The sequence below is a fragment of the Oceanobacillus alkalisoli genome (assembly GCF_021556485.1).
Classification (GTDB): Bacteria; Bacillota; Bacilli; order Bacillales; family Amphibacillaceae; genus Oceanobacillus; species Oceanobacillus alkalisoli.
In genome coordinates this window covers 132,099-145,023 of record NZ_JAKGBW010000001.1, presented here as the reverse complement: position 1 = coordinate 145,023, position 12,925 = coordinate 132,099, and the positions used below count along the sequence as shown (strand labels likewise).

Annotated in this window: 16 protein-coding genes; 15 read left to right on the top strand and 1 reads right to left on the bottom strand. The window is 39.5% G+C overall.

Translation table 11 applies throughout. The features are described from left to right. Positions 1-43 precede the first annotated feature (43 nt). The 13 genes from spoIIM to LZD48_RS00785 all read left to right on the top strand — a co-directional run bounded on the left by spoIIM (position 44) and on the right by LZD48_RS00785 (position 11,220). Positions 44-682 carry a stage II sporulation protein M gene (gene spoIIM / locus LZD48_RS00845; RefSeq protein ID WP_235760840.1) on the top strand — a complete coding sequence of 213 codons (639 nt, stop codon included), beginning with the start codon at positions 44-46 and terminating at the stop codon, positions 680-682. A 109-nt stretch (positions 683-791) separates the two neighbouring features. After that, the gene (fur, locus tag LZD48_RS00840; RefSeq protein ID WP_235760839.1) at positions 792-1,247 is read left to right on the top strand and encodes a ferric iron uptake transcriptional regulator; all 456 of its coding nucleotides are present in this window, start codon (positions 792-794) and stop codon (positions 1,245-1,247) included. A 91-nt stretch (positions 1,248-1,338) separates the two neighbouring features. Continuing rightward, positions 1,339-2,229, top strand: coding sequence for a site-specific tyrosine recombinase XerD (gene xerD, locus LZD48_RS00835; protein ID WP_235760838.1), 891 nt, complete (start codon positions 1,339-1,341; stop codon positions 2,227-2,229). A 442-nt stretch (positions 2,230-2,671) separates the two neighbouring features. Then, the gene (locus LZD48_RS00830) at positions 2,672-3,853 is read left to right on the top strand and encodes a D-alanyl-D-alanine carboxypeptidase family protein (protein ID WP_235760837.1); all 1,182 of its coding nucleotides are present in this window, start codon (positions 2,672-2,674) and stop codon (positions 3,851-3,853) included. Between the two features lie 102 nt (positions 3,854-3,955). After that, positions 3,956-4,309, top strand: a complete 354-nt coding sequence (gene spoIIAA / locus LZD48_RS00825; protein ID WP_438822735.1) for an anti-sigma F factor antagonist — start codon at positions 3,956-3,958, stop codon at positions 4,307-4,309. Further along, positions 4,306-4,746 (top strand): anti-sigma F factor, encoded by a 441-nt coding sequence (spoIIAB, locus tag LZD48_RS00820; RefSeq protein WP_235760836.1) that lies wholly within the window; start codon positions 4,306-4,308, stop codon positions 4,744-4,746. Before spoIIAA ends, spoIIAB begins: the two co-directional genes overlap by 4 nt. A gap of 11 nt (positions 4,747-4,757) precedes the next feature. After that, the gene (gene sigF, locus LZD48_RS00815; protein ID WP_235760835.1) at positions 4,758-5,513 is read left to right on the top strand and encodes an RNA polymerase sporulation sigma factor SigF; all 756 of its coding nucleotides are present in this window, start codon (positions 4,758-4,760) and stop codon (positions 5,511-5,513) included. 205 nt (positions 5,514-5,718) lie between these two features. Then, on the top strand, positions 5,719-6,327 hold the full coding sequence (locus LZD48_RS00810; RefSeq protein ID WP_235760834.1) for a stage V sporulation protein AA: 609 nt from the start codon (positions 5,719-5,721) through the stop codon (positions 6,325-6,327). Next, positions 6,314-6,742, top strand: a complete 429-nt coding sequence (locus tag LZD48_RS00805; RefSeq protein WP_235760833.1) for a stage V sporulation protein AB — start codon at positions 6,314-6,316, stop codon at positions 6,740-6,742. The genes LZD48_RS00810 and LZD48_RS00805 overlap by 14 nt, the downstream gene beginning before the upstream one ends. A gap of 33 nt (positions 6,743-6,775) precedes the next feature. Beyond that, positions 6,776-8,263 carry a spore germination protein gene (locus LZD48_RS00800; RefSeq protein WP_235760832.1) on the top strand — a complete coding sequence of 496 codons (1,488 nt, stop codon included), beginning with the start codon at positions 6,776-6,778 and terminating at the stop codon, positions 8,261-8,263. A gap of 616 nt (positions 8,264-8,879) precedes the next feature. Next, positions 8,880-10,187 carry a diaminopimelate decarboxylase gene (gene lysA / locus LZD48_RS00795; protein WP_235760831.1) on the top strand — a complete coding sequence of 436 codons (1,308 nt, stop codon included), beginning with the start codon at positions 8,880-8,882 and terminating at the stop codon, positions 10,185-10,187. A gap of 79 nt (positions 10,188-10,266) precedes the next feature. Beyond that, the gene (locus LZD48_RS00790) at positions 10,267-10,704 is read left to right on the top strand and encodes a peptidylprolyl isomerase (protein ID WP_235760830.1); all 438 of its coding nucleotides are present in this window, start codon (positions 10,267-10,269) and stop codon (positions 10,702-10,704) included. 153 nt (positions 10,705-10,857) lie between these two features. Next, complete coding sequence (locus tag LZD48_RS00785; RefSeq protein WP_235760829.1) at positions 10,858-11,220, top strand: GNAT family N-acetyltransferase; 363 nt, start codon at positions 10,858-10,860, stop codon at positions 11,218-11,220. A 77-nt stretch (positions 11,221-11,297) separates the two neighbouring features. On the opposite strand, the gene LZD48_RS00780 is transcribed toward LZD48_RS00785, so the two are convergent. Then, positions 11,298-11,393 carry a YjcZ family sporulation protein gene (locus tag LZD48_RS00780; RefSeq protein ID WP_235760828.1) on the bottom strand — a complete coding sequence of 32 codons (96 nt, stop codon included), beginning with the start codon at positions 11,391-11,393 and terminating at the stop codon, positions 11,298-11,300. 149 nt (positions 11,394-11,542) lie between these two features. Between LZD48_RS00780 and LZD48_RS00775 the strand changes: the two genes are divergently transcribed. Next, positions 11,543-12,280 (top strand): segregation/condensation protein A, encoded by a 738-nt coding sequence (locus tag LZD48_RS00775; RefSeq protein ID WP_235760827.1) that lies wholly within the window; start codon positions 11,543-11,545, stop codon positions 12,278-12,280. Positions 12,281-12,282: 2 nt separating this feature from the next. After that, positions 12,283-12,867, top strand: a complete 585-nt coding sequence (gene scpB, locus LZD48_RS00770; RefSeq protein ID WP_235760826.1) for an SMC-Scp complex subunit ScpB — start codon at positions 12,283-12,285, stop codon at positions 12,865-12,867. Positions 12,868-12,925: the final 58 nt, after the last annotated feature.

Below are 12,925 nucleotides of genomic sequence, written 5' to 3'. Positions count from 1 at the left end.
ACCCTCATAGCATAACTATAGAAAGATGCTAAGGAGGGTCCACATGCAAGAGTTTAAATTAAGGTTCGCAAACCATATACAGTCCCATGCAATTATCTATTTATTTATGTGTATTCTGCTGTTAACCGGGATTATTTTTGGTGCAGTCCTCGTTAACAGCATGAATTTTATCCAGAAACAGGACTTGTTTTTCTATTTGGAACGGTTTTTCAATCATACCTTGGACGAACAAGATGTGGACCGCTTTACAGTATGGAAAGATAGTTTTTATTTTCATTTAAAATATCTTTTATTATTATCTGTTCTTGGGCTTTCCGTGATTGGATTACCAATCATCTGGATTTTACTATTTATTAAAGGGTTGGTCATCGGTTTTTCGGTCGGCTTTATTGTGAATCAACTCGGTTCAGAAGGGTTGTTGTTTGCTTCTTTAACCATTGCACCGCATAATTTAATTGTTATTCCGATTTATATTTTTGCAGGTACAATGGCAATGTTGTTTGCGCTCTTCAGTTTGAGAAAGATTTTTTCAAGAAGAAATGTGGATTCGCTTTGGCAGCCTTTTGTCAATTACATTATTATATTCTCAATGCTGATTTTGTTATCGGGTGGTGCGGCGTTAGCGGAAGTGTACATTTCTGGAGGCCTAATGGAAATGTTAATCAAATCATTTTACTTATAATCGAACCTTCTTTATAATTATTATTAATATAAACTAATAAACTATACTTTGACACGCTTAAGAATGGCGCCTATAATAAAGTTGGGATTATGAGGGAGGCGAACGAGGAATGGAACATCGGATTGAACAAATTAAAAAACAACTCCATGCACAGAATTATAAATTGACCCCACAACGTGAAGCGACTGTAAGGGTATTGATAGAGAGAGAAGAAGATCATCTAAGTGCGGAGGATGTTTATTTATTAGTTAAAGAAAAGTCGCCTGAAATTGGTTTAGCTACCGTCTATCGAACATTAGAATTATTATCTGAATTAAAGATTGTCGATAAAATAAATTTTGGAGATGGTGTCTCTCGATATGATCTTCGTAAAGAAGGCGCTAAACATTTTCATCACCATCTAGTTTGTATTGAATGTGGATCCGTTGAAGAAATTGTAAATGATTTATTAGAAGATGTAGAAAAAATTGTTGAAAATGATTTTGGTTTCCAAGTAAAGGATCACCGTTTGACATTCCATGGAATTTGTAAACAATGCCAGGAAACCGTTGTGAAAGCACAATAATCAATGTAAAGAGCAGCTTTGTCCAAAACGGGATGAAGCTTTTTTTGTTATTCCACCTATGGTAAATTATAGATAAAGGGAGATGAGCGTGATGCTTTATAATGAACTGGAAGATTTTTTGCATTTTTTACAAATCGAAAGGGGGCTTGCTGCCAATACCTTGACCTCCTATAAACGCGATTTAAAGAGCTACATACAACATTTGGAGAAAACAGCGATGAAAACGAACTGGAAAGAAATTTCGCGTCCGGACATTTTGCAATTTCTCTTTCATTTGAAAGATAGCGGGAAATCAACTGCGACAATTTCCCGGCATATTTCATCTATTCGTGCTTTCCACCAATTTTTAGTAAGAGAGCAAATCGTTACACAAGATGCAAGCCTTCATATCGAAAAACCAAAAAATGAACGGACATTACCGGATGTACTTTCTCAAGATGAATTGGATAAGCTTCTTGAAATAACCGATAGCAAACCGTTAGATTTACGCACGAAAGCGATGCTGGAACTTTTATATGCAACAGGTCTCAGGGTGACGGAAATGATTGAACTGAAAACAAATGATTTGCATCTTATGATGGGGTTTGTTCAGTGTTTTGGAAAAGGTTCTAAAGAACGAATTGTTCCTTTAGGAAATACAGCTATCCATGCGATTGAAGATTATTTAGATAATGCAAGACCGAAGCTATTGAAAGGGCAAAATACGCAAACGCTTTTTGTCAATCAGCACGGTAGACCCTTGTCGCGTCAAGGATTTTGGAAGATTTTGAAGAAAAAAGCGCTGGAAGCTGGCATTACCAAAAATATAACCCCACATACATTACGCCACTCCTTCGCTACCCATCTGCTCGAGAATGGCGCTGACCTGCGAATTGTTCAGGAGATGCTTGGCCATGAGGACATTTCAACTACACAAATCTATACACATGTTACAAAAACAAGACTGAAAGATATGTACAACGCCTACCATCCAAGAGCATAACAGACACATTCATCCCATATTTCATATCAAATGGATATGGGATTTTTAATATAGGTAGCTATAAAATATAAATGTTGTTATAACCACAGTTGCTGGCAGTGGCCACGTCCGGATCCAGCGACCAGCAACTATCAAACTTCACCCTCCTCCAATCGATAAAGAAGACTCGGCCGATTGGCTTCAGCCAGAGGCTTAGTCGCACTTATACCCTTGTGGTGGAAGTCAACATCAACTCACTATCGTCGCCTGAGTTTCCTTTTTCTCCCTTCCGGTAAAAAAGAGGTTCGATTAAGTTCGCCCCTTCCTGGGGCAACATCGAACTACCTCCCATCCTGGGAGGCACAGTTTGTACGTTGCTAAACGGGCGCTTCCACCTTTGTTCTGTATAAAAAACCTCTAAATTGGGCATCCTAGTTCCATACTAAAATTTGGAGGTAAATCTATGAATAAGAGCAGTATTCTTCTAACTGTTATCTCATTTTTACTATTTGCTAGTTTCACTCCATTAGCAGGGGTAGATGCAGCTTCTGATGCGGAGAATGAGCTGGAACTTGCCGAGGATGCAAAATCCGCGATATTGATTGAACAGGATACCGGTACGATTTTATTTGATAGGAATCCCCATGAAAAGTTACCACCGGCAAGCATGACAAAAATCATGACTCTATTATTAATCATGGAAGCTATCGACGAAGGAACATTATCACTTGATGAGAAGATCCGTGTAAGTGAAAATGCTGCGTCCATGGGCGGCTCGCAAATATTTCTTGAAGCAGGGGAGGAAATGTCCGTTACAGACCTCTTAAAAGGTGTAGCAGTAGCTTCAGCTAATGATGCTAGTGTAGCGCTTGCTGAACGGATTGCTGGAAGTGAGCAAGCATTTGTGAAAGCAATGAATGAAAAGGCGAAATCATTAGGTCTTGAGAATACAAATTTCCAAAATACATCTGGTTTACCAGCAGAAGACCACTATAGCACCGCTTATGATATGGCGATGATGTCACGTGAATTGTTAAAATACGAAAAAATCACAGAATTCACCTCCATTTATGAGGATTACTTACGGAAAGATACCGACAAGGAATTCTGGCTTGTCAATACAAATAAACTCGTCCGATTTTATCCTGAAGTTGATGGATTGAAAACTGGTTACACAAGCGAAGCAAAATACTGTCTGGCTGCGACAGCTAAAAAAGATGATATGCGAGTTATTGCTGTTGTTTTAGGTTATGAGAACTCAAAAGCAAGAAATGCTGCAGTTTCATCCATGCTCGATTATGCATTTAACCAATATGAAACGGAAAAGCTTTATGACAAGGGAGATGTCGTTACAGAGATATCTACGTTAAAAGGTGATAGGAAAAAAACAAACATCATCACCGCCTCTCCGATAAGCACAATTCATACAAAAGGACAAAAGCTTGAAGATTTAACAACAGAGTATGAATTAATGGAAGAAATCGACCTTCCAATTGAACAAGGAGACAAGGTCGGTACCCTTTTCATTAAAAACGGCGAAGAAATTATAATCGAAGCGCCATTGACTGTGGAACGCTCGGTTCATAAGGCATCTTTCTTCACATTACTAAAACGTTCTCTTCAGGAAGTGACTGTTTTTGAATAAGTGTCGATTAAGCGGGAATATCAACTAGTTTTGTCATGATGCAGGAATTCAAGGGAGCAATAAAGAAACATAGATTAAGGAATAAAAGAGGAGGAGATTAATGTGGGATTACAATCCTTATTTTCCGTGAAGGAGGATGTACTAATTGTCAGACTGACGGGAGAACTAGATCACCATACGGCTGAAACACTCCGTAAAGAATGGAAGGACATGCTTTATAATCACTCTGTAAAACATGTGATTTTAAACTTGGATGGAATCTCATTCATGGACAGTTCGGGTTTAGGTGTCATTTTAGGCCGATATAAAGAAGTGTTGCAGCTTGGTGGTGAAATGGTCGTCTGTTCTGTCACGCCGCCAATTAATCGTTTGTTTGAAATGGCCGGTTTATTTAAAATCATCCGTCTTGCTGAAAATGAGGAATATGCTTTGGAAACTTTGGGGGTGGCATCATGAAAAATAGTATGCAGCTTGAATTTTTAAGTGTCAGTGAGAATGAAGCCTTTGCGAGAGTTGCTGTTGCGGCATTCATCGCTCCATTAGATCCGACGGTTGACGAAATGACGGAAATGAAAACTGTTGTTTCAGAAGCAGTAACCAATGCAATTATTCATGGATACCAGAATGAACCTCATCATTTCATTAAAATATTTTGTTCAATAGAGGATAATGAAATAAAACTGAGAATCGAAGACAAGGGGTTAGGCATTGCCGATATTGAGGAGGCCCGGGAACCGCTCTATACTTCTAAGCCGGAATTGGAGCGTTCAGGTATGGGCTTTACTATTATGGAAAATTTTATGGATAAAATAGAAATTATATCTCGACTTGGCGAAGGTACAACGGTGGAGATGTCAAAGCAATTAATAAATAATAAAACGGTTTACAATTAGGATGAGAGCCAATGGATCTTAATACAAAACCAAAATCAAATAAGCACAAGCTTACAAATGAAGAAGTTAAAGAACTCCTATACCAAAGCCAAAATGGCAATAAAGAAGCCAGGGATTTCTTGGTGGAGCAAAATGTTCGGCTTGTCTGGTCAGTCGTCCAACGCTTTATCAACCGGGGATACGATCCGGATGATTTATTTCAAATTGGTAGTATCGGATTAATCAAGTCAATCGATAAATTTGATTTATCCTATGACGTCCGCTTTTCCACCTATGCTGTACCGATGATTATTGGAGAAATTCAGCGGTTCATTCGGGATGATGGAAGTGTAAAAGTAAGCCGGACCTTAAAGGAGACAGGAAATAAAATTCGCAGAGCAAAGGATGTCCTGACGAAAGAGCTTGGCAGGTCACCTTCTGTCAGTGAACTTGCGAATGAGTTGGACCTTACAGTAGAAGAAGTCGTCCATGCTGAAGAAGCAGCAAGGACACCACAATCCATTCATGAAACGGTTTTCGAAAATGATGGTGATCCGATTACATTACTTGATCAGATTTCAACGGAAGATACGAAATGGTTTGAGAAAATTTCGTTGGAAGAAGCAATTCAGCATCTAGATGAAAGAGAGCGATTGATTGTATATTTGCGATATTATAAAGACCAGACCCAGACGGAAGTTGCAGAACGTCTAGGAATTTCTCAGGTTCAAGTCTCACGAATCGAAAAGAAACTCTTGCAAGAGATAAAAGAATACTTAGGAATCTAGAAATACCCCCGGTAAGGATTTCATCCCCCTTGCTGGGGGTGTTTCTTGTAGAAAAACCTAGTAGTAAGAACTTACGCAATCTATTTCTCACGCATTAGCGGTCTGTAATATCCCCACTGAATGAAGGTTTACTTTATGTATTTTGGATAAAAATCATCGAAAATACGCATACTAAGCAAAATGCTTGGTAAAGGTCGGTGATGGTATGACGCGAACGGTCTATTTGCGAATGAAGCGAAATGTTAGCGTAAGCGAAAATAAACAGCTGCTTCTAAATGATATCGCTCATATCGCTGCTCCAATAGAAATCAAAGAAATTTTTGAAAATAAACCAATCTACCGTATCCGGGATGCAGATCTTAACATCCTTGTAATTGACGTATTTCTCATCATTAAGGAACTTACAAAAGAATTTCCTAAGTGGGAGATAGAAACGGTTGGGCCGGAACAAACCGTTATCCGGATTGAAAAGAAAAGAAGAAAAGCGAATTTATTCATCGCATGTTTAATCTGGCTGCTTTTATTTGTTGGTACGGCGATGACAATCATGAACTTTCATTATGATGTGAGCATGCAAGAAGTTCAGCAGCGACTCCATTTCATCTTAACCGGTGAAGAAAACGAGTTTCCGTTATGGATTCAGATTCCTTATTCACTTGGATTGGGACTCGGAACGTTATTGTTTTTTAATCACTGGTTCAATAAACGTTTCAATGAAGAACCAAGCCCGCTTGAGATAGAAATCTCTAACTACCAAACTGAACTCGATCAATATTTAGTCATACATGAGAATGAGCTCGATGACAGAAGTTAGTTTGAATATTATACAAGCGTTCATCGGTTTTGGCAGTGGTATTACAGTCGGTGCAGGTTTTGTAGCTTTTATTACAGTGCTGAAGATTATCCCGCGTCTCATTCAGTTAAGTAAGACCGCGTCTTTTCTTAAAATATATACCGCAAGTATTATATCTGGATTATTGTTTGGCACTTTCCTTACCTTTTTTGATGGAAGTTGGCAGGAGCCCGTTATCCTGCTTGTGTTTTTAGGTCTATTGCATGGGATTTTCAATGGATTACTTGCAGCGGCACTTACCGAAATATTGAATGTAATCCCTATTTTATTGAAACGGGTAAGAGTGGACGGTTTCTTACTTTGGCTATTGATGGCGATTATGTTCGGTAAAATTATCGGCTCGCTTTTTCAATGGTTGTATTTTGTTACCGTTTAGATTGTTACGAAACTTGAGTTCGGAGTGAAGAGAATGGAAGTAAAAACAAAAGTATTTCATGATTTGAAGAAAAATGAAGAATATTTGAGAGAAAGGCTCGGAGTAGGCGTTTCTTATGATGTTGATTTTCGAGAAATTATTGTACTCGAACGCCGGATTCAGCTTTATTCCGTTAACGGTCTATGTGATTCAAGTATCATTCAGGAATTACTAAAAGAGCTCGTTCACTTGAATGAATATGAACGGGAGAAAAAGAAACTACCTGAAATTCTTACAAACCGCTTGCTGCATCAACAGCTTGTAAAGTTAGAAACATTGGATGAAGCAGTTGACGAACTGCTTTCCGGTCTCGTAGTTCTGTTTTTAGATGGATATGACGAGGCTTTCACCGTTGATATAAGACATTACCCTGGACGGACACCGGAAGAGCCGGATACGGAGCAAATTATTCGAGGTTCCCGGGATGGTTATACGGAGAATGTTGTAGAAAATACAGCTTTAACGAGAAGAAGGTTGCGTGACGCTCGCTTACGTAATGAAATGATGAAAGTCGGAGAGCGTTCGAAAACAGATGTCTGTGTCAGTTATATTCAAGATATTGCAAGTGATGGACTTGTTGATTTAGTTAAGAGTCGAATCGAATCAGTGGAAGTTGATGGGCTATCCATGGCTGATAAGTCGTTGGAAGAATTTATCGTTGAAAGGAAATGGAATACTTTTCCTTTAGTCCGTTATACGGAGCGACCTGATGTTGCAGCTAACCATTTATTGGAAGGCCATGTGCTAGTTATTGTTGACTCTTCACCGAGTGTGATTATTTTTCCGACGACTTATTTTCATCACTTGCAACATGCGGAAGAATACAGACAGTCACCGATATTTGGTACGTTTATCAGGTGGATTCGTTTTTTAGCGGTACTTGTTTCAATATATCTGCTTCCACTCTGGTTATTATTTGTTGCAGATCCAAGCCTTTTACCGAAAGACCTGTCTTTTATAGGACCAAATGAAGATGGGAATATTCCAATCATCATTCAGATCATTCTAGCCGACTTGGGAATTGAATTATTACGAATGGCAGCGGTCCATACACCAACACCACTCTCGACTGCAATGGGATTGATCGCTGCGGTGTTAATTGGACAGATTGCAATTGATGTAGGATTATTCAGTCCGGAAGTCATTCTATACGTCTCGATCGCTGCGATTGGTTCATATGTGACGCCGAGCTATGAGCTGGGTACGGCAAATAAAATATTAAAATATTTCTTGATTCTGCTGACAGCGTTATTTGGAGTTAATGGGCTAATGATTGGTTTTACATTAACTGTTCTATATTTAGTAAATCAAAAGTCATTAAAGACACCATATTTCTGGCCATTCATCCCATATAACCCAAGTGCATTGCTCCACATCATCTTTCGGATTCCTGTTCCGTACTCCAATAGAAGGCCAAGTATTGTCCATCCGAAAAATATTTATCGTCAACCTGTAGAAAAAGGCAAAGGGAACGACAAATAAACGTTCTCTTTCATTCAGCGTAAGTGTGCCAAACTCGGAAACTTTCTACTGGAGGTCCGCAGTCCAGACACCTCTCGCACCTGCTGAGCGGCCGGCAAGCCTCCTGGCGCTGAGCACTAAGGGGTCTCGCAGGCCTACCTCCGAACAGGAAGTTCTAATGCCGGCGTTGGTCACAGAACGTGACCGTTTTTAGCTGTCCTCCCGCAGGAGTCTCGAGGTGTCTGGACTGCTATCAGCAAAGGCCGAATTTAGATCACTGTTTATTATTCCAAAAGTATTATTTTTATCGTAATATGGCACCGGTATAAATGCTAATAATAATAATCTCTACCAGTTCAGTTGCCCGGTGGACGGTGACTCCTGCGGGAACAGCACGAGCCTGGAGACCCCTTAGTGCTTAGCCCGAGGAGCTCTAGCAGTGCCTAAGGATGCGCATCCACACCGGGCAACTGAACGGCGATTAGAACTCCAGTCTAGAGAATGCGCAAAATACTTACGCTGAATGAAAGTGATAATGTATCGATATAAATTTTTAAGGCATTGTTCTTTTGTTTTCCTCTTTAATATGATAAAGTTATGTATCATTTTACAATATAGCGTACGGGGGGAAACGAAAATGATAATTGACCACCATCCATTTGAAGTTAATGATAAAGGACACTTAATGATCGGCGGTGTCGACAGTTTGACACTTGCTGAAAAATATGGAACACCTTTATATGTATACGATGTAGGGATTATCCGTAAAAATGCTCGAAGTTTCGTACAGGCTTTTAAAGATTTGAATGTACAAGCTAAAGTTGCATACGCGAGTAAAGCTTTTTCCAGTATTGCAATGGTTCAAGTTGCTAAACAGGAAGGCTTATGTCTTGATGTCGTTTCGGAAGGAGAACTGTATACAGCACTTCAAGCAGATTTTCCTACAGAGCGAATCCACTTACACGGCAATAATAAAAGCAGAGAAGAAATAAAAATGGCTGTCGACCAAAATATCGGCTGTATCGTTATAGATAATTTATATGAAATTCAATTACTCGAAGAAATACTTCAAGCTGAGAATAAGACAATCGATGTATTAATCCGGGTAACGCCAGGTATTGAGTCCAACACTCACCAATACATCATGACTGGAAATGAAGATTCTAAATTTGGCTTTAACCTCGTTAATGGCCAAGTGGATGAAGCATTTCGACTTTTACATAACCACGAACATATTCACTTGAAAGGTCTGCACTGCCATATTGGTTCCCAAATTTTTGAAACCGATGGCTTTATGGTTGCTGTTAATCTATTATTCAATCAATTGGAAAAGTGGCTGGATCAGACAGGGTTTGTCCCTGAAGTGTTAAATCTCGGCGGAGGATATGGAATTCGGTACACGGAAGAAGACGAACCGTTAGCGTATCCTATTTATGCAGAAAAAATCGCTGCAGCTGTTAAGAAAAACAGTGATCGTTTAAATATTGCCATGCCGGAGATCTGGATTGAACCGGGACGTTCGATTGTTGGTAATGCTGGTGTATCGTTATATACGATTGGTTCGTCCAAACAGATCCCCGATATTAGAAATTATATATCTGTAGACGGCGGGATGGCTGACAATATTCGACCAGCTCTTTATGAAGCAAAATATGAAGCCGTTCTCGCGAATAGGGCAACAGAAGACCCGGTAGATACCGTATCCATTGCTGGAAAAGCGTGTGAATCTGGAGATATGCTTATTTGGGATCTTCCACTTCCGGAAGCAGAGCCAGGTGACGTCCTTGCTGTCTTTGCAACTGGTGCTTATGGTTTTGCCATGGCAAGCAACTATAATCGCTTTAGGAGACCAGCAGTAGTTTTTGTAGAAAATGGGATCGATAAGCAAGTCGTAAGAAGAGAGAGTGTAGAAGACATTGTAAAAAATGATTTATCTTATGAATGATGTGTCATTTCTTTTCATTAATAATCGAAAATGGTAAACTATATTGGAATATGAATTAAACATAAAAGGAGCGTTTTGCATGGCTAAAACAGGCTATATACTAATGGAAAATGGAGAAAAAATTGAAATGGAATTCTTCCCAGAGGCTGCACCGAACACGGTTAAAAACTTTGAAGATCTTGCAAACTCAGGATTTTATGATGGGGTGACTTTCCACCGCGTGATTCCTGGTTTCGTAAGCCAAGGAGGAGACCCGACAGGAACTGGTGCTGGCGGCAGTGGGAAGACGATTAAGTGTGAGACAGAAGGTAATCCGCACAAGCATGAAGCCGGCGCATTATCGATGGCGCATGCTGGTAAAGATACAGGCTCGAGCCAATTTTTCCTTGTTCATGAAGCGCAGCCACATCTAGACGGAGTTCATACCGTTTTCGGAAAAATCACTTCCGGACTAGAAATTGCACGCAATATGCAAAATGGTGATGCCATGAAAGAAGTACGGGTATCGGCTGAGTAATAAATCGATTACCAAGGTTCATTCCTTTTTCATATATGATTTTTATTTGACAAACTAGCATTAAAATGCCATAAATATATATATGCTTTTAGTTGAATGATTCATTGTTGAAAGAACTTAAGATGAGTTTAAGTTAATTAATGAGGGATTGATATGTTGATTCGCTATAAGAAAAATATGGAAAAAATTGCTATGGGCTTATTATCCTTTATGCCTGATGACAAGCGGGATGTAAAAAAGCTGCAGCAACATATAAAAGAGTATGAAACGAATCCGGATTGGCATTTGTATTTATGGAAAAATGAGGAAGATGACATCCTAGGTGCAGTAGGCATTCGTGTGGAAGATGGAATGCACGCAGTTATTCAAGATTTGTCCGTCAACCCTTCCCACCGGAATCTAGGACTCGGAAAAACATTGATTCAAGAAGCGAAAGAAATATATAGTGAGAAATATATTGTTTATCCAAGTGAACAGATTAGACAGTTTTATGAGAAGTGTGACGCGATTGAATAATAAAAGCCAGCCCCATCAGACGGGCTGGCTTTTATACCTGCTATTTTAAGCGGGTAGATTAATCACCTACATTCGACTTAGAACCATGCTGCCCCTACAATAATTAAGAGTATAAACAGCACGACAATTAGCGCGAATCCTCCTGCAAAACCTCCACCGTAACTACCACTCATAACTAAAAACCTCCTTTACGTAATGCGTAGGTGATAAAGCCAGCGTTATAGAGCAATCTGACTTTACTTACGATATAGCTTATGTACTGCTAGCGAATATGTTTGGGCAGATAACATAATTTTTTTCTTTTCGAGAAAGGATGCAGATGATGCAAGAAGCTTATAAGGTGAAATTAGAACAATTTGAAGGACCGCTTGATCTTTTACTGCACTTAATCAAGCAATATGAAATTGATATTTATGATATCCCTGTAGCAGAGATAACGAAACAATATATGCAATATATCCACACCTTTCAAATATTAGAGTTGAATATTGCAAGTGAGTACCTCGTAATGGCTTCTACGCTCGTCGCGATTAAAAGTCAAATGCTCTTACCGAAACAAGAAATGACAGATGATGTGGAAGAATATATGGAAGACCCCCGTGATGAACTCATGCAACGTTTAATTGAATATCGGAAATACAAAGAAGCTGCTGAGAAATTAAAGAAAAAAGAAGAAGAAGCAACTCATACCTTTACACGACCACCGATGGGATTCGATGAAATCTTGACGGAAAAACCGCCTGTTGTGCAAGGAGATATTACAATTTATGATATGCTCGGTGCACTCGGCAAGATGCTTGAAAGGAAAAAATGGAATGAACCGCTCGACACGACAGTGCAACGGACGGAAATCTCACTCGAAGAACGGATGGATCAGGTACTTTCCATCGTTAATCAAACGAAACAAGGTGTCCGGTTTGATGAATTGTTTCCCGAGCGCACCCGTAACCATATTGTCGTCACTTTTCTTGCCTTGTTGGAGCTAATGAAAGATCGGCAAATTTATTGTAAACAAACGAAGCATTTTGATGTGTTATACTTGTATGCTATGGAGGAATGAAAGTGGATAACGGAGAATTACAAGCCGTCGCGGAAGGACTTCTTTTTGCCTCAGGTGATGAAGGAGTTACGATTAAACAACTAAGTAAGGTGCTTGATATTTCGGAGGACGCAACTTCCCAAATTATTGAAGCGTTAAAAGGGGATTATGAACATGCAACTCGCGGACTGATGCTGATGGAAGCAAATGGGGTATTGCATCTCACGACAAAACCAGAACACAGTTCTTATTTCAAGAAGCTTATTGAAACTCCCCGCTCGGCAAGTTTGTCACAGGCAGCACTTGAAACATTGGCAATTATTGCTTATCAGCAGCCAATCACCCGAGCGGAAATTGATGAAATTAGGGGAGTGAAAAGTGACGGGCCGGTCCAGACCTTACTCAATCGTTCAATGATTGAAGAAATGGGGAGAAAAGAAACGATTGGACGTCCAATTCTTTTTAGAACGTCAAAAGACTTCTTAACCTATTTCGGTTTAACCTCGATTGATGAATTACCACCACTTCCAGAAACGACAGATGATGCAAACAACCAAGAAGTCGATTTGTTTTTTGAGAGATTTAATGATGAACTAAAGAATCATTAATTTGAGTTTCATAGGCACAATTAACAGCCCTCTTCATAAAATACTTTGGAGGAGGGCT